Here is a 21,175-nt window from a genome sequence, read left to right on the forward strand (position 1 = left end):
GGTGAAAACCCACGCGTCTCCTAAACCTTCAAATCAAGCGCCGCCTGCAACAGCGTCTTGGCATACTCGGTCTTGGGGTTGTTGAAGATCTCCTCGGACGGCCCGTATTCCACGATATCGCCCTGCTTCATCACCACCACCTTGTGGCTCATCGCCCGCACCACGGCGAGGTCATGGCTGATGAAGAGATAGGTCAGCCCGTACTTCACCTGCAACCGGCGCAACAGGTCCACGATCTGCACCTGCACCGTCATGTCCAACGCACTCGTCGGCTCGTCCAGCACCACCAGCTTGGGGCGCAGGATCATCGCCCGCGCGATGGCGATCCGCTGCCGCTGCCCGCCGGAAAACTCGTGCGGATAGCGGTCCATCGTCTCGGGGTTCAGCTCGACCTCGCGCATCACCTCGGCCACCAGTTCACGCACCGGCCGTCCATCCGGGTTGCCATGCACACCCAGGCCCTCGGCGATGATCTGCTCGCAGGTCATCCGCGGGCTCAGGCTGCCCACCGGATCCTGGAACACGATCTGGATGTCCGAGCGTTTGCGCCGCAGCTTGCGGGTGGACCACGCGCGCATGTCCTCGCCCTCGAACCGCATCTCGCCCTCGGAGTCGATCAGCCGCATCAACGCCAGCGCCAGCGTGGTCTTGCCCGACCCGCTTTCGCCCACGATACCCAAGGTTTCGCCCCGGCGCACCTCGATATCGGCCTCGTTCACCGCCTTGACGTGGCCCACAGTCCGCTTCAACAACCCCTTCTGGATCGGGAACCAGATGCGCAGCCCATGGGTCTCGACCAGCGTCTCGGCGCCTTCCGGCACCGGCTCCGGCACGCCAGAGGGCGCGGCCCCCAGCAGCTTCTTGGTATAGGCATGCTGCGGATTGCCGAAAATCTCCTCGGTGGGGCCGGTCTCGACGATCTCGCCGTCCTTCATCACGCAGACCCGGTCGGCGATCCGTTCCACCACGCCAAGGTCATGGGTGATGAAGAGAAGCCCCATGTCCTCCTCGCGCTTCAACTCCGCCAGCAGTTCCAGGATCTGCGCCTGTATGGTCACGTCCAGCGCCGTGGTGGGCTCGTCCGCGATCAGCACGTCGGGCTTGTTCGACAGCGCCATGGCGATCATCACCCGCTGCCTTTGCCCTCCCGACAGCTGGTGCGGATAGGCCCCCAGCCGGCTCTCGGGGTCGCGGATACCGACGCGATTGAGCAGCTCCAGGATACGCTCCCGCACCGCCGCGCCGCGCAGCCCCTGGTGCAGCTCGATCGACTCGGTCAGCTGCTTTTCCAGCGTGTGCAGCGGGTTCAGGCTGGTCATCGGCTCCTGGAAGATGAAGCTGATGTCGTTGCCCCGCACCTTGCGCAGCAGCTTGTCATTCGCGCCGATCATCTGCTGCCCGTCATAGGTCACGCTGCCCTCGACAATCGCGCTGTCCCCCAAGAGCGACACCGTGCTCAGCGCCGTCACCGATTTGCCCGACCCGCTTTCGCCCACCAGCGCGACGGTCTCGCCCCGGTCCACGCTGAACGACACGCCATGCACCGCCTGCGTCACCGCGCCGTCCTGGCGGAACCCCACCTTCAGGTCTTTCACTTCAAGCAGGCTCATTGAAAGGTCTTCCGTGGGTCGAACGCGTCGCGCACGCCTTCAAAGATGAAGACCAGCAGCGACAGCATGATCGCGAAGGTGAAGAACGCGGTAAAGGCCAGCCACGGCGCCTGCAGGTTCTGCTTGGCCTGAAGCGTCAGCTCCCCCAGCGATGGCGCGCCCGACGGCAGGCCGTAGCCAAGGAAGTCCAGCGTCGCCAGCAGGCTGATCGTGCCGGTGATGATGAACGGCAGGAAGGTCAGCGTCGCCACCATCGCGTTGGGCAGCATGTGGCGGAACATGATCTTCATGTTGCCCACGCCCAGCGCCTTGGCCGCGCGCACATACTCGAAATTGCGCGCCCGCAGGAACTCGGCGCGCACCACGCCCACCAGCGCCATCCACCCGAACGCCACCATGATCCCGACCAGCAGCCAGAACCCCCTCGGCAAAATCGAGAACAGGATGATGATCACATAGAGCTGCGGCGTCGACGCCCATATCTCGATGAACCTTTGAAAGAACAGGTCGATCCGCCCGCCGAAATAGCCCTGCACGGCCCCCGCCACGACCCCGATCACCGACGAGAAGAACGTCACCACCAGCGTGAACATCACCGCCAGCCGGAAGCCGTAGATGACAATCGCCAGCACGTCCCGCTTGGTCCCGTCCGTGCCCAGGATATTCTGATCGTTCGGCGGCAGCGGCGCGGCCCCCGGCCGGTCCACCGGCGTGTCGTGGCTGTAGGGAATGATCGGCCAGATGGTCCAGCCTTTCTCGATCGCCTCGCCGTTCACCTCGCCGTCCTGGGCATCCTCGATGATCCCTTCGGGATCGTCGAAACACTCCTCCAGCCCGCCCGACACGATCAGGCACTCGACCTCGGGGTCGGCATAGACCGCCTCGGTCCGGAAATCTCCGCCGAACTCGGTCTCGGGATAGAATTTCAGGATCGGCATGTAATACGCGTCGCGGTATTTGACCAACAGAGGCTTGTCGTTGGCCACGAACTCCGCCGGCAGGGTGATCAAGCACAGCAAGGTAAAGATGATCAGCGACCAGAACGCCCGCTTGTTGCGCTTGAAGTTGCGCCAGCGGCGCTGGTTGAGGGGGTTGAGCCTGATCATCTCAGCCCGACCTCTTCTCGAAGTCGATACGCGGGTCGATCAGCACATAGGTCAGGTCCCCGATCAGCGCCACGACCAGCCCGATCAGCGTGGTCAGATACAGCGTGGCGAACATCACCGGGTAATCGCGCCCGATGGCTGCCTCGAAGAACAGCCGCCCCAGCCCGTCCAGCGAAAAGATCGTCTCGATCAGCAGGCTGCCGGTGAAAAAGACGCTGACGAAGACCCCAGGAAAGCCCGCGATCACGATCAGCATCCCGTTGCGGAAGACATGCCCGTAAAGCACCCGCCGCTCGGTCAGGCCCTTGGCCCGCGCGGTCATCACGTATTGCTTCTTGATCTCGTCCAGGAACGAATTCTTGGTCAGGATCGTCAGGGTGGCAAACCCGCCGATGCTCAGCGCGGTGACCGGCAGCACGATGTGCCACAGGTAATCCAGCACCTTGCCGATGACGCTCAGCTCCTCCCACCCGTCCGAGGTCAGGCCCCGCAGCGGGAAGATCTGCCAGTAACTGCCGCCCGCGAAGAGCACCAGCAGCATGATCCCGAAGAGGAACGCCGGAATGGCATAGGCCGCGATTATGATCCCGCTCGTCCAGGTGTCGAAACTGCTGCCGTCCTTCACCGCCTTGCGGATACCGAGCGGGATCGACACGAGATAGGACAGCAGCATCGTCCAGATCCCCAGCGTGATACTGACCGGCATCTTTTCCAGCACCAGGTCCATCACGTCGATCTTGCGGAAATAGCTCTCGCCGAAATCGAAGGTCGCGTAATTCCCCAGCATGGTCAGGAACCGTTCCAGCGGCGGCTTGTCGAGGCCGAACTGCGCCTCAAGCTCGGCAATGAACTCCGGCGGCAGGCCCTGCGAGCCTATATAGCCGCTGTCGCCCTCGTTGCCGGTCACGGCCCCGTCCTGCTCGCCGCCCGCAAAGCCGCCGAACACGTCGCCCTGGCCCTGGATGTCGGCAATTGCCTGCTCCACCGGGCCGCCGGGCAGGAACTGCACCAGCGCGAAGTTGATGATCATGATCCCGATCAGCGTCGGAATGATCAGCAACAGCCGTCTTACGATATAGGCGCCCACCCGTGGCCCCCTATGCCCGCGCGGCGCGCGTCGGCGCCCCGTCTTCCAGAACCTGCCAGATCGTCAAAGCGCGCCCGCCTCTCTCAGCTTTTGGGCCTTCTCGGCGTCGTACCACCAGAAGTCCAGCGTTCCCAGCAGGTAGGGCGGAATTTCCTCGGGATGCGCGTACTGGTCCCAGTAGGCAACCCAGTGATCGGGGGCATAGCCGTCGGGGATCACCACGAACTCGTGCCGCAACGCCCGGTCGAGGGCACGGATCGTCATGTCCTCTTCCTCCTGGCTCTCTGTCATCAGCGATTCCTCGATGATCCGGTCCACCATCTCGCTGCGCAGCCCGGCAGGGTTGAAAAGGTCATCTGCGGCCTCGGTCCCGAACCGCTGCGCCAGGCCCGTGCCCGTGCCCATCAGCGCCGGATAGCCGTCGAACACCAGGTCATAGTCGTGATCGCGCTCACGCTTGGTGAACTGCGCACTGTCCACCGCCTCGAGCCGCGCATCGATGCCCAGGTCCTGCAGGTTGGACACGAAATTCTCGGCCACGGCCTTTTCCGTGGGCTGCCCCGAGGCATTCAGCAGGAAATCCAGCCGCAGAACCTTGCCGTCCTCGTTCCGCATCCGGCCGTTATCGCCCACGGTATAGCCCGCCTCCTGCATCAGCCGCAGCGCCTGCCGCTTGTTCTTGCGCGAGGTCAGCCGGGCCGGATCGCTCTCATGCGGCACCCACGGCTCGGTCGTCTTGACCTCCTCGGGCACCACGTCGCCCAGCGAATTGAGGAATTCCAGCTCGTCCCCCTCCGGCACGCCCGTGGCTTCCAGCGGCGTGCCCGTGGAAAAGGATCGCTGCTGTTCGTAGAACCCGGCGAACAGCGACTCGTTGGTCCACTCGAAGTTGAACATCAGCGCCACCGCCTGCCGCACGCGCTTGTCCTGCAACACCTCGCGGCGGGTGTTGAATACGATGCCGGTCATCTGCGGCGGCGAGCCGTCCGGGATCGCCTCCAGCTTCACCCAATCCTTGTTGGCGGCCGGGAAATTGTAGGCGCTGGCCCACTGCTTGGGGTCGGCCTCGGTGCGATAGGTCACCTCGCCCGCCTTGAACGCCTCGAAGGCGGCGGTGGAATCCGCGAAATACTCCAGCCGGATCGTATCGAAATTGTGCCGGCCCTTGTTGATCGGCAGGTCCCAGCCCCAGTAATCGGGGTTGCGCTTGATCACCACGCGCCGGTTCGGCACCACCTCGTCTATCACGTAGGGGCCGGAGCCCGGCGAGATGTCCAGCCGCGGCTCGTCCAGCCGCGCGCCGGTTTCCTCGTACCACGCCTTGGACCAGATCGGCACCGTGCCCACCTGGTCGATCAGGCTGCGGCGCGAAATGCCGTCCGCGAAGTAGAACTTCACCGTGTGCTCGTCCAGCACCTCGACCTTCGGAATCCGCTTGCGCACGGCCTCGGCATAGCTCTTCAGCCCCTGGTCCAGCAGCAGGTTGTGCGAAAACGCCACGTCCTCGGCGGTGACCGGCGTACCGTCGGAAAACGTCGCCTCCGGGCGCATGTGGAAAACCACCCAGGACTTGTCCTCGGGATATTCCACCGTGTGCGCCACCAGCCCGTACAGCCCGTTGATATCATCCCCGGGCAGGCTGCCCGACCCGGCCAGAACCTGGCCCAAAAGGCTTTCGTACATGATCGTCGACAGGGCCGAGGCGCGGCCATTCCGCGTATAGGGGTTCATCGAGTCAAAGCTGCCCGCCAGCGCGATGGAAATCTCGCCGCCCTTGGGCGCATCCGGGTTCACATAGCTGAAATGCTCGTAATCCTCGGGGTATTTCAGCTCTCCGAAATACGAATAGCCGTGGCTCTTGATGATGGTCTCGTCCGCGGCCTCGTCCTGCGCCAGCGCGGTGGTCGCGGCCAGCGCCGCGATGCAAAGCCCGGTCAGCGCGGCGGTCAGGAAACGGGTGCGGGAAACGGCGATGGCCCGGGGCGTGGCCCGGCTCTGGCGTCGGGTCATATGTCTCTCCTCTTGACCTGCCTGATGTGGGGTCAGTCTCATTGCAAGGCAAGCTAAAGGAGGTTTGAAACGGGTTTCAAGCGCCGAAAGCGGGATTCCCGATCAAACTTCCGACAGGGCGAAGGCTTGCCGACCCTGGGCCGGGGACCGCCCAACAAAAAGGCCGCCGCTCCGGGCAGGAACGGCGGCCTTCGCAATCCATGTGCGACCGGCTCAGTTGGCGGTGCTCTCCAGGTACTTGACCAGCGCCGCGCGCTCTTCTTCCTTGCGCACGCCGCGATAGGCCATCTTGTTGCCCGGCGCATAGCCCTTGGGGTCTTCCAGCCACGCGTTCAGCTCGTCCGGCGTCCACTGTCCGTCCAGGCCGGCCAGCGCGTCGGAATAGTTGAAGCCCTCGACGCCCCCCTGGTCGCGGCCCACCACACCCACAAGGTGCGGACCGACGCCGTTGGCTTCTTCCTCGGCCTTGTGACAGGCGGCGCACTTGCGGAACGCCTTCTCGCCATCGGCCGCGTCCGCCGCCGCGACGAGTTGCTCGAACTCCGAGCCGCCACCGTCGCCGCCCGCGCTTTCCTCGGCGGCCTGCTCTTCCGAGCCGCCCTCGTCAGAGCCTTCTTCGGCTGCGGCTTGCTCGGTGGCTTCTTCTCCCGAACCTTCCTCGGCCGACGCTTCCTCGGTCGCTTGCTCTTCGGAGCCTTCCTCTGCAGAGGCTTCCTCGGTCGCCTGCTCTTCCGAGCCTTCCTCGGCAGAGGCTTCCTCGGTCGCTTGCTCTTCGGAACCTTCCTCGGCCGAGACCTCTTCCGTGGCTTGCTCTTCCGAACCCTCTTCGGCAGACGCCTCCTCGGTGGCCTCTTCCCCGGTGCCTTCTTCGGACGATGCGCTCTCTTCCGATGCGCCTTCCTCGGCCGCAACCTCGGTCATGTCGCCATCCGTCTGGTCAAGAAAAGCGATGACGTTGGCGCGGTCTTCCGGCTTGGGCAGGCCGTTGAAACCCATCGTCGTGCCCGGCGCATAGCCTTTCGGATCCTCCAGGAACGCGAACAGGTTCTCGGGCGTCCAGACATCCGCCGCCTCTTCCAGCGCGCCGGAATAGCTGAAGCCGTCGACCGCGTCGACGTCACGTCCGACCACACCGTAAAGAGACGGACCGACGCCATTGGCGCCCTCTTCCGCCTGGTGGCAGGCCTTGCATTTGCCGAACACGCGCTCGCCTGAGCCCACGTCCGCGTCGGAGTAAAGCGAGGCCAGCGTCACCGCTTCCTCTTCTTCTCCGCCGCCGCCTTCGCCTTCGTCCACCTCGATGACGTAGGCCGCTTGGTGCTCCTCGCCGTGACCGCCGCCACCGACGTGATAGATCTCTTCCGCAGCCCACTTGCCAAGAAGAAAGACCAGGAACGTGCCGCAAAGGCCGCCCATGATCTTTGTGAAGGTCATTGTGTCAAACATAGCCCGCTTCCATCTGAATCTCTCGCGCGGTATCTATCCGCTTCCCCTCGGGCGGTGCAAGGTGTAGTTTCCGCGACCAAACGCCCGCCTTTCGTCGAATAAAGCGGGAAACAGTAAAAAACAGGCGAAGAACCAAGCAGATGACCAAACGCATCGCCTTTCAGGGAGAGCCCGGCGCCTACTCCCACCAGGCCTGCCGCGACACCTATCCCGACATGGATACCCTGCCCTGCCGCACCTTCGAGGACGCGATCGAGGCCGTCCGCTCGGGCGAGGCCGACCTTGCCATGTTGCCCGTGGAAAACTCGACGTTCGGGCGGGTCGCCGACATTCACCACCTTCTGCCGGAATCCGGCCTGCACATCATCGCCGAGGCCTTCGTACGCGTGCACATCAACCTGCTGGCGCTGCCGGGCGTGCCGCTGGAACAGATCAAGCGCGCCAAAAGCCACACGATGCTCCTGGGCCAGTGCCGTCAGTTCCTGGCGCAGCACGACATCCAGCGCGTCACCGGGGCCGACACCGCCGGCTCTGCCCGCGAGGTCGCCCAGGCCGGCGAGCCCGATATGGCCGCGCTCGCCTCCGAACTCGCCGGAGAGATCTACGGCCTCGACGTCCTCGCCCGCGAGATCGAGGACGAGAGCAACAATTCCACCCGCTTCCTCGTCATGTCGCGCGAGCCCGACCACTCCTATCGCGGCGACGACGGCATGATGACCACCTTCGTGTTCCAGGTCCGCAACATCCCCGCGGCGCTCTACAAGGCGATGGGCGGTTTCGCCACGAACGGCATCAACATGACCAAGCTGGAAAGCTACATGGTCGGCGGCTCCTTCACCGCAACCCAGTTCTACGCCGATATCGAGGGCCACCCCGACGATCCCGGCGTCAAGCTGGCGCTGGAAGAGCTGGATTACTTCACCTCGGACGTCACGCTTCTGGGCGTTTATCCCGCCGACCCGCGCCGCCACTGAGCGGGAACGACCGGCCGCGCCGCGCGTCGGCACCTGAATTGTTACGAACGTACCGTCACATCCAAAACCGCACCAATTCCGTGCATGTGTGCACAGTTCGGATGTTACAGTAAAATTCGCTTTTTTACAGTTATTTTTTGAAGATTCCCGCGCGCAGAACACGCGGGCCGAGAGCATCACGACAGTTGTTCTCACACTTCTGTGCATTCACGTGAAGCGCCAGTAACGAGAAGCGGAGGCCCCCTGTGCTGGTGCCCTGCGCGTGTCCATCTTGCTGCCAGACGACGCGGACAGACCGCGCCGCCCAGACACAAACAATGAAAGGAACACATCATGCGTATCATCAGTACAGTCGCAGTCATCGCAGCTCTCGCCACTCCCGCCGCCGCCCTTCAGGTCGTCAACGTCCTGGGCCAGCACAGCACGCCGCTCAACAGCAGCGTCCTGACCAACGGCGCTCCGTATTTCGATGAAGAGAAGGACAATCAGCTGGGCTATGGCTTCGGCGCTCCCATCCAGGACGAAGAGAAAGACAATCAGCTGGGCCTCGCCGCAAACTTCGGCGCCCCTTTCGTCAACCAGGAGAAGGATGACCAGCGCGGCTACGGCGCCGACGCGGCATCGGACGTGCAGCTCGTTGCCGACAGCAAGTATGGCGCTCCCTTCGTGAACGAAGACAAGGATAACCAGCTGGGCTTCGGCTTCGGCGCTCCCTTCCAGGACGAAGAGAAAGACAACCAGCTGGGCCTCGCCGCAAACTTCGGCGCCCCTTTCGTCAACCAGGAGCAGGATGACCAGCGCGGCTATGGCGCCGACGCCTCGACCTTCGAGGTTGCCGGCAAATACGGCGCGCCCTTCGTCAACGAAGAAAAGGACAACCAGCTCGGCTTCGGCGCTCCCAACTTCGATGAAGAGAAGGACAACCAGCTGGGCTAACATCGCCCCTGCCTGAAACGGGACAACGGGTCGCCAACCTCGGCGGCCCGTTTTGCGTTCGGTCCGCCACCGCCCTCAGGCTACGTCCTTGTACCGATCCTCAAGGTCCTTGGCATATCCCGCGACACGCTGGCGGAACCGCTTCGTCAGGTTGCCCTTCGCCAGCTTCATCGACTGGACCAGCAGCTTGGCCGCCAGCGTCCTGGGGGTCATGTCGATCTCGACATTGACCCGGGTGCGCGAGCGCGACAGCGCAACCAGGTCCAGCACCATCTGCCCGCCCATGTTGGGCGAGCGCGAGGCGATCACCATGCCGTTGGGACGGTCCAGCTCGGTCAGCTCCAGCTGCATCTCGCGCCGTTTTCCGCGCAGGTCGAAGGCCGCGTCCCATTTCATGCCGGGCCGCGTCTCCTCCAGGTCGTCGACCCGCTGCACCTCGGCACCACGCCGCAGGACCGATCGCTCGATCGCGGCAAAATCGCTGACCTGATCGAACACGAACTCGATCGGGGCTTCTACATCCTCGTGGGCCACGAATTTCATCTCTGCGCCTCTTCTCGTCTTCTGCATCCGGGTCTTTCTCGCCCGGCTGGGTAACTTCAGTCTTCCGGCTCGTCCGGACTATAGCGTATCCGCCAGCCAGTTGCGCAGCAAAAATTGAGCAATCGCTCCTTTTCGCGCCGGGCTGAGCACAGGGTGCGATCCGGCGAAGGCCTGCATCATCTCTTCCCGGCTGATCCACATCGCGTCCTCGATCTCGACCGGGTCGATGGTGATCTCGCGGCTCAGCGCCACGCCCCGGCACCCGAACATCAGCGACGCCGGAAAGGCCCAGGGCTGGCTCGCCAGGTACTCGACAGCGCCCACGCGCACGCCCGCCTCTTCCCGGACTTCGCGTCTCACGGCGGCCTCGATGGTCTCCCCCGGCTCGACAAAGCCCGCCAGCAGGGAATACATGCCCGCCGGCCAGTGCGGCGAGCGGCCCATCAGCACGCTGTTGCCATGGGTGATCAGCATGATCACCACCGGATCGGTGCGTGGAAAATGATGCGCGCCGCAAGACGGGCACACCCGCTGCCACCCCGCCTGCGCCGGTGCGCTTTGCGCGCCGCACCGGGCACAGAAACGGTGACTGACATGCCAGTGCAGCACGCCCTTGGCCGTGGCCGCCAGTTCCGCGTCACGCGGGCTCAGCCGGGTCATCACCCGCCGCAGTTCGGCAAAGACCTCCGTCTCGCGCATCAGCGGATGGCGCTGCTCACTGACGTCCACGAAACTGTTCATCTGGTCGGGGTCCACGTCCTCGGGCTCCCAGTCGACCAGTTCCCGCGCCTCGATCAGCCGCCCGTCTTCCTGCCGACCCAGCAACACGGCCTCGGGATCGGCCAGCGACAGCACCGGGTGATCCACCGGCAGCCTCACCAGCCGGTCCAGCCCCGGCCCCTCGACCAGCGGCTTGCCGCGCCACAGCAGCACCACGTCGCGCGCGGCCGCGGCAATCTCGTCGGGCTTGTCCCGCAACTCGGCGGCCCGGTCCAGAGCCGACCCGCCGAAGGTCACTGTTTCAGCATGGCGCATCCCTGTCTCCTTCGGCCGCAGACCTGCCACAGCCCCCCGCGAACGGCAAGCGACGCCGTTCACGGGCAGCCACGATCTTGCCGGGCACTTTGAGGGGAGCCCAATCTGAAGGCGATCCTAAATAAGTGACATCAACCAAAAGGCGATTGCCCGACGCCACCTCATTGTGCCAATCTGGTGCTTTGAAGGTTTTGACAAGTATAAAGAGATAGGTTTCGCAATGCCCTCCGACCTGATCTGGCCGCACGAGACCTCAGCGTCGGCAGGGGACCCGAACCACCCGCATGTCTGGCTCCGCCTGCTCGAAACGACAGACGTGCATGGCCACCTCATGCCCTACGACTACACCCGCGACACCGACACGCCCGGCTATGGCCTCGCCCGCACCGCGACGCTGGTCGCCCGCGCCCGGACCGAGGCGCACAACTCCCTGCTGTTCGACAATGGCGACTTCCTGCAAGGCTCGGTGCTCAGCGATATCGTGGCCGCCCCGGACAGCGGCTGGACCGGCCCGCACCCGGTCATCGACGCGATGAACCACATGGGCTACGACGCCGCCGCGCTTGGCAATCACGAGTTCAATTTCGGACTCGACTGGCTGACGCGCACGCTGAAGGACGCGCGCTTTCCGGTGCTGTGCGCCAATGCCCGGCTGTCGGACCCGGACCCGGACGCGGCGCCGCTGCGCCCGCCCTCGGTGCTGCTGCAGCGCGAGATCCGCGACTCCGCCGGTCGAACGCACGCGCTGCGGATCGGGGTTCTGGGCCTTCTGCCGCCCCAGGTCACCACTTGGGACCACGTCCACCTGCAGGGCCGGCTCGTCACCCACGGCATCGTCGAGACGGCGATCTCCGAAGTGCCCCGACTGCGCGCGGCGGGGGCCGACATCGTGGTGGCACTGGTGCATTCCGGCATCGGCCCCGCCGTGCGCCGCCCCGAAGAGGCGCAGGCCGACCAGGAGCACGCCGCCCTCGCGCTTGCCACCGTGCCCGGCATCGACGCGCTTCTGTGCGGGCACAGCCATCAGGTCTTCCCCGACCCCTCCGCCGAGACGGCGACGGCGACGCCCGGCGTCGATCATCGCGCGGGCACCTTTGCCGGCGTGCCGGCAGTCATGGCGGGCTTTCGCGGCTCGCATCTGGGCGTGATCGACCTCTGCCTTGTGGCGCGAGACGGCGGCCGCTGGCATGTCGGGGCGGCACACAGCCGCGCGCGCCCCGTCCGGCCCGGTTTTCACGCCGCCCCCGTGCCGCCCGAGTCCGGGCTCGTGGATCGCGTGCGGGCCGCCCACCGGGCCGCGCTGACCCACGCCGCACGCCCGCTCGGGCACACGGCGCGGCCGCTGCACAGCTACCTGTCGGTCCTGCGTCCCGGCGACACGCTCCGCCCCGTGCTCGACGCCAAGGCCGCGGCGCTTCGGGCCGCCCTGGCCGACACGCCCCACGCGCATCTGCCGGTGCTGGCAACCTCGGCCTGCTTCAAGACCGGCGGGCATGGCGGCCCCGACCATTTCATCGACATTCCGCCCGGGCCGCTGACACTGGGCCACGCGGCGGAGCTCTATCCGTTTCCCAACACGCTGGTCGGACTGCGGCTGACCGGGGCCGAGGTCGCGGACTGGCTCGAACGCGCCGCGTCCTGTTTCCAGCAGGTTCACCCCGGCCTCGGCGCCAGCCCGCAACCGCTCTGGAACCCCGCCTTTGCCGGCCACAGCCTGGATACCGTGTCGGAACTGACCTACCGGATAGACCTGTCGCAGCCGCCGCGCTATGACCCGATGGGCCGGCTGCTGAACCCCGAGGCCACGCGCATCCGCGACCTGCGCCACCACGGCACCCCCGTCGCCGCCGATGCCGTCTTCGCCATGGCCACGAACAATTTCCGGGCCTTCGGCGGCGGCCCCTTCCCCAAGGCCGGCACGGATCGCATCATCCACGAGACCCGGCGCAAGGTGCGCGACTACCTTGTCGACCGCTTGCGTGACACCGGCGTGCGGGACCCGGCGGCACCCGCCTACGGCTGGTGGCTCGACGGTCCCCGCGATGCGACCGTGCTCCTCGCGACCGGGCCGGGCATCCGGGCCCACCCCGAAGAGATCGCGGCCCTCTCGGCGCGGGATCTCGGGCTCTGCGGACAGGGCTTCGTGCAGCTCGCTCTTCCGATGACTGCCCTTGCACACCTTGCGAATCCCGCCGCGACATCCTAGATACCCCGTTGAGAGGTTGGCGCGGGCAGGCGCCTCGCCAACCCGGTCAGGTCCGGAAGGAAGCAGCCGTAACGAGCCCCGCTTGGGTCGTTGTCCAGCCTCTCACCCAAGCAAACCGGACTCAGTCCGGTTTACGACGGCCGACAGGGGATGCGCCGCATCCCCGAAAGGCCCGCCCGGACCAGCCCTGCGCCCCAACCGTCCGCCGGCCCCGGCATTTTTCGCTTGAGAAACAGCCACCCGTTCTCTGCCCTAAAGCGTTTCGCCTTTTACCTGAGCCATCGGCGAAAGGCGAAACGCGTGCAACGATTTCCCGATGTGCTGCATTTCGCGATAAGCTGTGCTTCAGGTTTATCGCGAAACACTTTAGCCGGCCAGTCGGTCTTCATTCTGTTCCATCGCGGCAAACTCCAGATGAAAATTCGTGCCGACGCCCAGGGTGCTGTCATAGGTCAGGTCGCCGTGCATCTGACAGGCCAGCCGCTTGGAAATGTGCAAGCCCAGGCCCGAGCCTTGCGTCGAATGCTGGCTCTGGTTGGCAACCTGTCCGAAGCGCCCGAAAACGCGGTCTTCCATCCCCTCGGGGATGCCGTGGCCGGTATCCTTGATCGACAGGCGCAGCTTGCCATTGGTCATGTGCACCGCGCCTTCCACGGTGCCGTTCTCGGGCGAGAACTTGATGGCGTTGGACAGAAGGTTGTCGATGATCTGGCGAATGGCGAAGGCATCGCCCTGGACCAACGCGTGCGAAACGGTGGACTTCTTCACGAGCGTTATCTTGCGCTCCGAGGCGAAGATGCGGTTTTCCTCGATGCTGTCCGCGAGCAGCCTGTCGAGATCGACAGCCTCTTCGTCAAGCTGAAGCGCTCCGATATCCATCTTCTGCGCCAGGAGAATCTGGTCGATCAGGCGCGAGAGGCGAATACCGTTGCGGTGGGAAATTTCCAGCAGCGCGCGCATCTGGTCGCTCATCTCGCCGATATGACCGCTAAGGGCGAGCGCAAGGCCGCCTTTCAGAGACGTCAGCGGCGTGCGCATCTCGTGGCTGACCACGGAGACGAACTCGTCCTTGGCGCGGTTGGCGGCATCGGCGGCCCTCAGGGCCTCCTGCAACGAGGCATTTATCGCCATGCGGTCGGTGACGTCGACAAGGGTCACGCTCCATCCCAGGATTTCGGCGCATGGGTTCAGGGGGTTACGGACCTTCTGTATCCGGGGTTCGTAAGCGCGGCAGCCAATCTGCAGATGAGAGCCATCGGCGGCCTTGGTCAGGTTATCATGCCCCGCGAAAAGGTCGCGCAGCACTTGGGTGTTGCCATTGCCCAGCCCGCGCTTGCGGGCCGCGGCATTCGTCAGAACAATGTTTCGCTTCCGGTCGATCAGGACGACAGGTTCGCTGCTCGTGTCGAAAAGGACCGACTTGCCGATCGCGGCCATGTCCATGGTTTTGCTCCCCACCAGCATCCAGGAAAACGCCAGAACGCCCAGCGTGAACATGAAGGCGGTGGGATCGAGACTGAAGAAGGTGAAGTCCAGGCCGATATAGGCGGCGTTCACCACCAGCGGCGACAAGGTGATGGCGGTCAGCATGCTCAGCAGGGGCCAGGCGCTGCGTTGTGCGCGGACAAACCCCCTTATCAGGCAAACGAAGGTGGCCATGACGAAGGTGTAGAGCAAGGCGATGATCGTAAAAAAGCCCGGCCCGTGAACGTATTCGATCTGCTCGCTGCCGACCGGAAGCATCGTGTCCCCGGTATAGACGAGCTGGTGCCACGGATTTGTGGCGACCACGGCAAAAATTCCCAGCGTAACGCCAAGCATAAGCGCGGTTGCGCCCCGCGTGCGGACCCAATCGGCACTTCCGACGTAATTGAAGACAAAGTAACACCACGCGGTCGTCACCAATCCGTGCCCCAGCCACGCGAGCGTCGCCCATTGCATATTGCAGGCATACGTCGCTGACGCAGCCTCGAGACCAACGCAAAAAAGCGCCCACATGACACCGATGAAGGTGAGCGCGTAGAAGCGCTTTCCGTTGAAATCCTGCGATTTCAGGGTCCAGATCATGGTGAAGGCAGCAAGTGCGATCACCGCCACGGCCACCAGGAAGACCGGGCTGGAAAATGCTCTTTCAAAGCAGGTCATGGATACCCCAATTGCAAAATATCGAGTTACAAAGACACTCGAATTTGCTTAGAATACGGCGTCATGGTGACCTTTTGCTTCAACCCCGGTGGAGTGGGTCAAAAATGCCGCTGGCCACGCTATGACTTTTTCAAGCCTTTGCGGAAAAATGCAAGGGATGTGGCGCCCGGACAATCGCATTTAAGCGCACAAGTGGTGTCCACACGGCTTTTGGAGATGATTAAGCGCCCCTTGGGCCCTGTGCTCCCAATGGTAAACCCAATGACACCAGCCGGGTTCGGGTTCGGCAGGTGCATCGAACCAAAGAGCACTGTCTATTACCCAAAATCGTATTGATGATCGCTACAAGCGTCGACATCTCGCAGAATGTTAACGTGCACCATATAATGGATGCAGCGCCGAATTCCGCTTTCGCACGCATGCAAACCTAATTGGGTTCGCAACCTGCCTTGGCGATGACCGCGAAACAATAAAGGGCAGCCGCAAGGTTGGCTGCCCCAAGGGGAACCGATATCACCAGACCCGGTCGAGCACCGAAAGCCAGTTCTCGCCCATGACCTTGCGAATCTTGGACTCGGACCATTTGGCGCGCTCCATTGCGGAGGTCAGGTTGGGGAAATCAGCGATACTTTCGAGCCCATCGGGGAATTCGACATCCCAGATCTCGGTCAGTTGCCGCCCCGTGCCCTTGTCACGGTTGAGATACTCGAAAAATGGCTTGCCGTATCCGACTGTAAAATCGGTGCCGAAGCCGACCCGGTCCTCGCCAACCAGGTTCACGACGTAGTCGATCGCGCTGACATAGTCGTCTACCGTCGAGTCGTTTCCGCGCGGCAGGAAAGGCGGAAACATGGTGACGCCGACGAACCCGTCATTATCCGCGATAAGGCGAAGCTGCTCATCGGTCTTGTTGCGAGGGTGCGCCTTCAGACCATGCGGCAGACAATGGCTGTAGGCGACGGGACGTCGAGAGGCGCGGATCACGTCTTCAGACGTTTTGGGGCCGACATGGGAAAGGTCGCACAGCATGCCGACCCGGTTCATTTCGGCGACGATGTCGTGGCCGAAATCCGATAGACCGCTATCGGTGCTTTCATAGCAGCCGCTACCGACCAGATTCTGCGTGTTATAGGTCATCTGGACGATGCCCACGCCCTGCTGCTTGAACAGCTCGACGAACTCCACCCGGTCCTCGAACGCGGTCGTATTCTGAAACCCGAGGACGATTGCCGTCTTCCCGTCTTTCTTGGCGCGGCGAATATCCTCGACCGAAGTCGCCTTCGTGATCTGGTCCTCATGTTCGGAAAGCATCCGGTTCCACGCCCCGATATTGAGCATGGTGTCGCGGAAATTCTCCCACACCGAACAGGTGCAGTTGGCGGCTGTAAGACCACCCTTGCGCATCTGCCCGAAGACTTCGCTGCCCCAATTCGAAATTATCAGCCCGTCAAAGACGATGAGATCTTCGTGGAGGTTGTTCTTGGTCATGTTCTTTCCATTCTCAGAGGTAGATGTTCTTGATGATCGCGTCGTGGTCGTGCTCCATCGCCTTGACGTCGCCACCGTCCACGACGACCCCGTCGCGCAGGACGATGAAGCGGTCCGCCGCGCGGAAGGCGAGCTTGAGGTTCTGTTCCACCATCAGCAGGGTGACGCCCTCGGCCTTCAGCCCGTCCATCAGGACAGCGATCTCTTCGCAGAACTCGGGTGACAGACCCCCGGAGGGTTCATCGAGCAGCAGCAGACGCGGTCGCGACATGAGCGCCCGGCCAATGGCGACCATCTGCTGTTCCCCGCCCGACAATGTCCGCGTGGCCTGCTTGCGGCGTTCGGCCAAGCGCGGGAAGCGGCTGTAGACGCTGTCAAGGGTCGCGGCGGACTCCTTGCCGCCCCGGCGCATGGCGCCCAGACGCAGATTGTCCTCAACCGACAGGTCCGGAAACAGATCGCGGGCCTGGCTGACCTGTGCCACGCCGTGGGCAAAAACCTGGTGCGGCGCAAGCCGGGCAAGCTCGGTGTCGCCAAGCATGACGGATCCCGAACCGGGGCGCACAAAGCCACAGATCGCGTTCAGGGATGTGGATTTGCCCGATCCGTTTGCGCCCAGAAGCGTCAGGCATTCGCCTTTGAGGATGTCGTAGCTGGCGCCACGCAGGATCGGTTTCTTGCCGTATGCGACGTGAAGGTCGCGTATTTTCATCAATGTCTCAGGCATGTCCAAGATAAGCCTCCAGCACGGCGCGGTCTTCGCGGATTTCTGCGGGGGTTCCTTCGGCGATGCGCTGGCCTGCCGCCATCACCATGATCCGGTCGGCCCCGGCCATCACCAGCTCGACCGCATGCTCGATCAAAAGAATGCCAACACCCTTTTCGCCGGCCATACGATTGATGATGTCCATCATCTGGTCCCGCGCCAACGGCGACAGGCCGACCGCTGGTTCATCGAGCAAAAGAACCGGCGGCTCGGAGGCCACGGTGCGGACGATCTCGACGATACGTTGCTGCCCGCCGGAGAGATCCGCCGCCCTGGTGTCTGCCATATGATCCATCTGCATGAGCGACAAAAGCTCACGCGACTTGGCGATCATCTCGCGTTCCGACGCCAGGGCACGTCTGCGCCCCAAGATCACGTCAAGGAAAGAGCCGTGGGTCTGGGCGTGAAGACCCGTCAGAACGTTCTCGAGAACCGTCAGTGCGGGAAACAGCCCCCCGTTCTGAAAGGTCCGCCGGATCCCGTGTTCGGCGATGCTGTGCGGCGAGAGCCGGGCAACGTCGTGCCCCCTGAGGCGCACGCTTCCGCCGCTGGGCCGGACATAGCCTGAAATGGCATTGAAGAGCGTCGTCTTGCCGGCGCCGTTCGGGCCGATCACGGCCGTGATCTGTCCCGCCTCGAGGCCGAGCGATACATCGCGCAAGGCGTGCAGGCCGGCGAACTGGACATCGAGAGACTCGACTTCGAGAAGCTGCGTCATCGGTTCATTCCCTGTAGTAGCGTTCGACAAATATCGGCGACAGCTTGCGCAGGAGGCTTGCCAGCCCCTCGGGCAGCGCCAGAAGCACACCGATCACGATCAAGCCGAAGAACAGCTCTTCCATGCCGGGAAAACTGCGCAGGTATTCGGGCAGGATGGTCAGCGTGGCCGCACCCAGCACCGCGCCGATCACAGAGCCGAGCCCCCCCACCAGGACCATCGCGAAGCTGACGATCAGGTGAAGCATCCCGAAGCTCTCGGGGAAGACGTAGCTTGTGTGCAGGGCAAAGAGCGCGCCGGCGCAGCCCACGACGAAGCCCGACCAGATGAAGGCGAACACGATGATCTTCGCGGTCGGAATACCCAGCGACGCGGTGGCGACCTCGTTTTCCCGGACGGCCATGACCGATCGCCCGATGCGGGAACGCAACAAATTCAGCGTCGCCTTGAACAGCAGAACCGCGACAGCGAGGAAGATGTAGAACTTGGCATGATCCCCGGTCAGCGATATCCCGAAGATCGACTGCGCCGGGAGGCCCATGCCATCCGTCCCGCCGGTGACCGATTTGCCGTGGACATAGAGCCAGCGCATCAGTTCTCCGAAGGCCAGCGTGATGATCGCCAGGTAATAGAGGCGAATACCACGCAATGCCGCCGCCGAGGCGAGAAAGCCCCCCGCCGCGCCCGCCACGCCGGCCAGCGGGATGGTCAGGATCCATGGCAGGCCGAAGGCGTTGACGAGGATCGCGGAGCCATAGGCGCCCAGGCCGAAAAGCGCGGTGTTGGCAAAGGCCAGCTGGCCGAGATTGCCGATCACGAAATTGAAGCCCAGCGCGACGAGTGCGAAGATGACGATGCTGTTGGCGATGAACTGCACGTAGGCGTTCGCGACCAGCGGCAACAGCAAGAGCAGCAGCGGAAACGCCCAGAACAGGACGGTGCGAAAACGAAGTTGGGAAGCTGTCGGCATCATGGCATCACACCTTCACTACGGCTTTGCGCCCGAAGAGACCCTGCGGCCGGACAAAGAGAACGATCACGATCACGAGGTAGGCGGTGATATCGATCAGGGCGGAGTCGATATAGGCCCCGGCATATTGCTCGCTCAGGCCCAGAAGCAGGGCGCCCAGGACCGCCCCGTAGAGCGAGCCGAAGCCGCCCAGGGTCATCGCCGCGAAGCCCTTGATCAGGAAACTGGCGCCCAGGTCGGGATGCAGGAGCGAGATCGGCGCGATCAGGATACCGCCGATCGCGCCAAGCGCTGCGCCGATGCCCCAGGTGAAGTCGTTGAAACGGTCGACATTGATGCCGATCAGCTGCGCGCCGCGTGCGGACTGATAGACCGCCTGGACCATCTTGCCGATATCCGTAAGGGCAAGCACACTGAAGAACACCACCAGCATGATTGCCGTGGTCGACAGGATGAATATCGCGTCGCCCGTGATGATCAGGTCGCCCAGAAAGATCGGATCGATGTCGAAGACGCGCGGCATCGGCAGGACCTCCCGGCCCCAGACGATGCGGGCAATCCCCCGAAACACGTAGCCCGCCGAGATGCACATCAACGCGAAACCGATATGCGGGCCGCCCCGGATCGGCCGGATAAGCCCCCGGCTGAACGCGAGCCCCAGAAGGAACATCGCGACGACCGCCAGCATGGCTGCGGGCACGAAGGCGACGCCAAGCAGGACCACCAGCACGTAGCTGATAAAGGCACCCGCCATCACGAAATCGCCGTGACCGAAGTTGACGATCGTGGTCGAACGGTAAACGATCGTGAGGGACAGGGCGATCAATGCATAGATCGCACCCTGAGAGATCCCACTGATCGTGAGTTGCATCAACATTTCCAAAACTCCCTGAAGAGACGCTGAGGGTCAGTGACCCTCAGCCTTTGCCTGGATGGGTCAATAGGGCGTGTTCCAGGCGCTCAACACGGTGGGCTCGCCATCCACGAACCCGGCAACGGCCGACCCCTTCACGCCCTGGTGGTCCGTCTCGCTCCATGTGATCGGCGCGGACAGCACACCCGTCTCGAAGTTCTCGATGCCTTCCATCGCGTCGATCAGTTTCTCGCGCGTGAGATCGGGTCCCGCGGCCTCGAGCGCGGCGACGAGAGCCTTGGCCGAGCCGATCGAGACGAAGCTGAAGGTCGAAAGCTCTTCATCCGGAGCGTATTCGGCCAGGATGTCACGCACCGGCTGAAGCTTCGGCCCGTCGAGATTGTCGACATAGGAATGGATCACGAAGTAGTTCTTGACCGTGTCGAAATCGCCCACGCGCTTCAGCGTGTTCTCAAGGTCGGTGCCGGCCGTGCCCATGACGGGGATATCGCCCAGCCCGTATTTCTTGAGGTCGCGCAGGAAAATCGCCGTTTCGGCTTCGTAGATCGCGGCGATGATGAAGTCCGGCTTCGCTTCGCGCAGCTTGAGGATTTGCGCGGTCGCATCCGTTTGTCCGCGCTCCATCGTAAGCTCGGCGACCGGCTCGACACCATTCTCGGACAGATACTCCCTGGCCGGGTTGGAATAGCTGTGCGCCCAGTCGTTCGAGTGCTCGATGATCGCGACGCGTTCCGTGTCGGGCTTGGACAGCACGAATTGCGCCATGGCGCGTCCGTTCGCGGAGCCGGTCGGCACGCCGTGAAAGATATTCCTTGCCAGGGGCTCCGAGATGGAGTCGCTCACGGCATGGGCGACCAACCAGGGCAGCCCCGCCTCTTCGACGACCGGGCGGATTGCAACCGCCACGCCGGAGCAGGAATTGCCGTGCAGCATGAAGACCTCGTCCTGGTGAATGAGCTTCTTGGCCGCGGCGAGTCCCTTGCTGGGGTCGCACGCGGTATCTTCGGGTATCGCGACCAGCTTGCGACCGTGCACGCCGCCTTCCGCGTTGACCTTGTCGTAGTAGGCCATCATCCCGACCAGCGCCTTGCTGTAGGAAGACGCGTTGCCGGAAAATGGCCCCATGACGCCGATGGAAATGCTGTCGTCGGTGACTCCGGGCACATCCTGCGCCGTGGCAGGCAGGCCGGCCATGACGAGGGCGGCAATCAATTTCAGGCTGTTCTTCATTTCGTATTCTCCAGTCTGTTGGATTTCGAGG

The 21,175-nt window shown here is 63.6% G+C and carries 17 protein-coding genes and 1 other RNA gene; 4 read left to right on the plus strand and 14 right to left on the minus strand.

Going from position 1 to position 21,175, the window contains the following annotated elements; all coding sequences use genetic code 11:
• Positions 1-20 precede the first annotated feature (20 nt).
• The 5 genes from KUV49_RS01560 to KUV49_RS01580 all read right to left on the minus strand — a co-directional run bounded on the left by KUV49_RS01560 (position 21) and on the right by KUV49_RS01580 (position 7,259).
• Entirely contained in the window at positions 21-1,610 is a 1,590-nt protein-coding gene (locus KUV49_RS01560; RefSeq protein WP_222451310.1) for an ABC transporter ATP-binding protein, read from the minus strand.
• The gene (locus tag KUV49_RS01565) at positions 1,607-2,716 is read right to left on the minus strand and encodes an ABC transporter permease (RefSeq protein WP_222451311.1); all 1,110 of its coding nucleotides are present in this window, start codon (positions 2,714-2,716) and stop codon (positions 1,607-1,609) included. The genes KUV49_RS01560 and KUV49_RS01565 overlap by 4 nt, the downstream gene beginning before the upstream one ends.
• Position 2,717: 1 nt before the next feature.
• Positions 2,718-3,803: a microcin C ABC transporter permease YejB gene (locus tag KUV49_RS01570; protein ID WP_222451312.1), complete on the minus strand. Its 1,086-nt coding sequence runs from the start codon at positions 3,801-3,803 to the stop codon at positions 2,718-2,720.
• Positions 3,804-3,866: 63 nt separating this feature from the next.
• Positions 3,867-5,813 (minus strand): extracellular solute-binding protein, encoded by a 1,947-nt coding sequence (locus KUV49_RS01575; RefSeq protein ID WP_222451313.1) that lies wholly within the window; start codon positions 5,811-5,813, stop codon positions 3,867-3,869.
• Positions 5,814-6,026: 213 nt separating this feature from the next.
• The gene (locus tag KUV49_RS01580; RefSeq protein ID WP_222451314.1) at positions 6,027-7,259 is read right to left on the minus strand and encodes a c-type cytochrome; all 1,233 of its coding nucleotides are present in this window, start codon (positions 7,257-7,259) and stop codon (positions 6,027-6,029) included.
• Between the two features lie 140 nt (positions 7,260-7,399).
• On the opposite strand from KUV49_RS01580, the gene KUV49_RS01585 reads away from it, so the two are divergent.
• Both KUV49_RS01585 and KUV49_RS01590 read left to right on the plus strand, forming a co-directional pair.
• On the plus strand, positions 7,400-8,233 hold the full coding sequence (locus KUV49_RS01585; protein ID WP_222451315.1) for a prephenate dehydratase: 834 nt from the start codon (positions 7,400-7,402) through the stop codon (positions 8,231-8,233).
• 333 nt (positions 8,234-8,566) lie between these two features.
• Positions 8,567-9,169, plus strand: a complete 603-nt coding sequence (locus KUV49_RS01590; protein ID WP_222451316.1) for a hypothetical protein — start codon at positions 8,567-8,569, stop codon at positions 9,167-9,169.
• Between the two features lie 75 nt (positions 9,170-9,244).
• Here the strand turns inward: KUV49_RS01590 and KUV49_RS01595 are convergent, their stop codons facing one another.
• Positions 9,245-9,712, minus strand: coding sequence for an SRPBCC family protein (locus KUV49_RS01595; RefSeq protein WP_222451317.1), 468 nt, complete (start codon positions 9,710-9,712; stop codon positions 9,245-9,247).
• 78 nt (positions 9,713-9,790) lie between these two features.
• On the minus strand, positions 9,791-10,747 hold the full coding sequence (gene nudC / locus KUV49_RS01600) for an NAD(+) diphosphatase (protein ID WP_222451318.1): 957 nt from the start codon (positions 10,745-10,747) through the stop codon (positions 9,791-9,793).
• Between the two features lie 220 nt (positions 10,748-10,967).
• Here nudC and KUV49_RS01605 point away from each other — a divergent pair, with 220 nt between their 5' ends.
• Together KUV49_RS01605 and ffs are read left to right on the plus strand one after the other, a co-directional pair.
• Entirely contained in the window at positions 10,968-12,953 is a 1,986-nt protein-coding gene (locus KUV49_RS01605; protein WP_222451319.1) for a bifunctional 2',3'-cyclic-nucleotide 2'-phosphodiesterase/3'-nucleotidase, read from the plus strand.
• A gap of 9 nt (positions 12,954-12,962) precedes the next feature.
• An RNA gene (gene ffs / locus KUV49_RS01610) (signal recognition particle sRNA small type) lies at positions 12,963-13,061 on the plus strand.
• Between the two features lie 258 nt (positions 13,062-13,319).
• On the opposite strand, the gene KUV49_RS01615 is transcribed toward ffs, so the two are convergent.
• The 7 genes from KUV49_RS01615 to KUV49_RS01645 form a co-directional block, all read right to left on the minus strand.
• The gene (locus KUV49_RS01615) at positions 13,320-15,098 is read right to left on the minus strand and encodes a histidine kinase N-terminal 7TM domain-containing protein (protein WP_222451320.1); all 1,779 of its coding nucleotides are present in this window, start codon (positions 15,096-15,098) and stop codon (positions 13,320-13,322) included.
• A gap of 513 nt (positions 15,099-15,611) precedes the next feature.
• Positions 15,612-16,586, minus strand: coding sequence for a dipeptidase (locus KUV49_RS01620; RefSeq protein WP_222451321.1), 975 nt, complete (start codon positions 16,584-16,586; stop codon positions 15,612-15,614).
• A gap of 13 nt (positions 16,587-16,599) precedes the next feature.
• Positions 16,600-17,298, minus strand: a complete 699-nt coding sequence (locus KUV49_RS01625) for an ABC transporter ATP-binding protein (RefSeq protein ID WP_222452045.1) — start codon at positions 17,296-17,298, stop codon at positions 16,600-16,602.
• Between the two features lie 7 nt (positions 17,299-17,305).
• Positions 17,306-18,070: an ABC transporter ATP-binding protein gene (locus KUV49_RS01630; protein ID WP_152491075.1), complete on the minus strand. Its 765-nt coding sequence runs from the start codon at positions 18,068-18,070 to the stop codon at positions 17,306-17,308.
• A gap of 4 nt (positions 18,071-18,074) precedes the next feature.
• Positions 18,075-19,043: a branched-chain amino acid ABC transporter permease gene (locus KUV49_RS01635; RefSeq protein WP_152491074.1), complete on the minus strand. Its 969-nt coding sequence runs from the start codon at positions 19,041-19,043 to the stop codon at positions 18,075-18,077.
• A 4-nt stretch (positions 19,044-19,047) separates the two neighbouring features.
• Complete coding sequence (locus tag KUV49_RS01640) at positions 19,048-19,917, minus strand: branched-chain amino acid ABC transporter permease (RefSeq protein ID WP_152491073.1); 870 nt, start codon at positions 19,915-19,917, stop codon at positions 19,048-19,050.
• A 60-nt stretch (positions 19,918-19,977) separates the two neighbouring features.
• The gene (locus KUV49_RS01645; RefSeq protein WP_222451322.1) at positions 19,978-21,144 is read right to left on the minus strand and encodes an ABC transporter substrate-binding protein; all 1,167 of its coding nucleotides are present in this window, start codon (positions 21,142-21,144) and stop codon (positions 19,978-19,980) included.
• Positions 21,145-21,175 lie beyond the last annotated feature (31 nt).

Source organism: Roseovarius atlanticus (assembly GCF_019802205.1).
Taxonomy (GTDB): domain Bacteria; phylum Pseudomonadota; class Alphaproteobacteria; order Rhodobacterales; family Rhodobacteraceae; genus Roseovarius; species Roseovarius atlanticus_A.

Excerpts from the sequence above, each read along its gene's own strand:
- KUV49_RS01580 (WP_222451314.1), bottom strand. The coding sequence starts at position 7,259 with ATGTTTGACACAATGACCTTCACAAAGATCATGGGCGGCCTTTGCGGC.
- KUV49_RS01565 (WP_222451311.1), bottom strand. The coding sequence starts at position 2,716 with ATGATCAGGCTCAACCCCCTCAACCAGCGCCGCTGGCGCAACTTCAAG.
- nudC (WP_222451318.1), bottom strand. The coding sequence starts at position 10,747 with ATGCGCCATGCTGAAACAGTGACCTTCGGCGGGTCGGCTCTGGACCGG.
- KUV49_RS01585 (WP_222451315.1), top strand. The coding sequence starts at position 7,400 with ATGACCAAACGCATCGCCTTTCAGGGAGAGCCCGGCGCCTACTCCCAC.
- KUV49_RS01615 (WP_222451320.1), bottom strand. The coding sequence starts at position 15,098 with ATGACCTGCTTTGAAAGAGCATTTTCCAGCCCGGTCTTCCTGGTGGCC.
- KUV49_RS01595 (WP_222451317.1), bottom strand. The coding sequence starts at position 9,712 with ATGAAATTCGTGGCCCACGAGGATGTAGAAGCCCCGATCGAGTTCGTG.
- KUV49_RS01605 (WP_222451319.1), top strand. The coding sequence starts at position 10,968 with ATGCCCTCCGACCTGATCTGGCCGCACGAGACCTCAGCGTCGGCAGGG.
- KUV49_RS01635 (WP_152491074.1), bottom strand. The coding sequence starts at position 19,043 with ATGATGCCGACAGCTTCCCAACTTCGTTTTCGCACCGTCCTGTTCTGG.
- KUV49_RS01560 (WP_222451310.1), bottom strand. The coding sequence starts at position 1,610 with ATGAGCCTGCTTGAAGTGAAAGACCTGAAGGTGGGGTTCCGCCAGGAC.
- KUV49_RS01640 (WP_152491073.1), bottom strand. The coding sequence starts at position 19,917 with ATGTTGATGCAACTCACGATCAGTGGGATCTCTCAGGGTGCGATCTAT.
- KUV49_RS01590 (WP_222451316.1), top strand. The coding sequence starts at position 8,567 with ATGCGTATCATCAGTACAGTCGCAGTCATCGCAGCTCTCGCCACTCCC.
- KUV49_RS01625 (WP_222452045.1), bottom strand. The coding sequence starts at position 17,298 with ATGAAAATACGCGACCTTCACGTCGCATACGGCAAGAAACCGATCCTG.
- KUV49_RS01645 (WP_222451322.1), bottom strand. The coding sequence starts at position 21,144 with ATGAAGAACAGCCTGAAATTGATTGCCGCCCTCGTCATGGCCGGCCTG.
- KUV49_RS01620 (WP_222451321.1), bottom strand. The coding sequence starts at position 16,586 with ATGACCAAGAACAACCTCCACGAAGATCTCATCGTCTTTGACGGGCTG.
- KUV49_RS01630 (WP_152491075.1), bottom strand. The coding sequence starts at position 18,070 with ATGACGCAGCTTCTCGAAGTCGAGTCTCTCGATGTCCAGTTCGCCGGC.
- KUV49_RS01575 (WP_222451313.1), bottom strand. The coding sequence starts at position 5,813 with ATGACCCGACGCCAGAGCCGGGCCACGCCCCGGGCCATCGCCGTTTCC.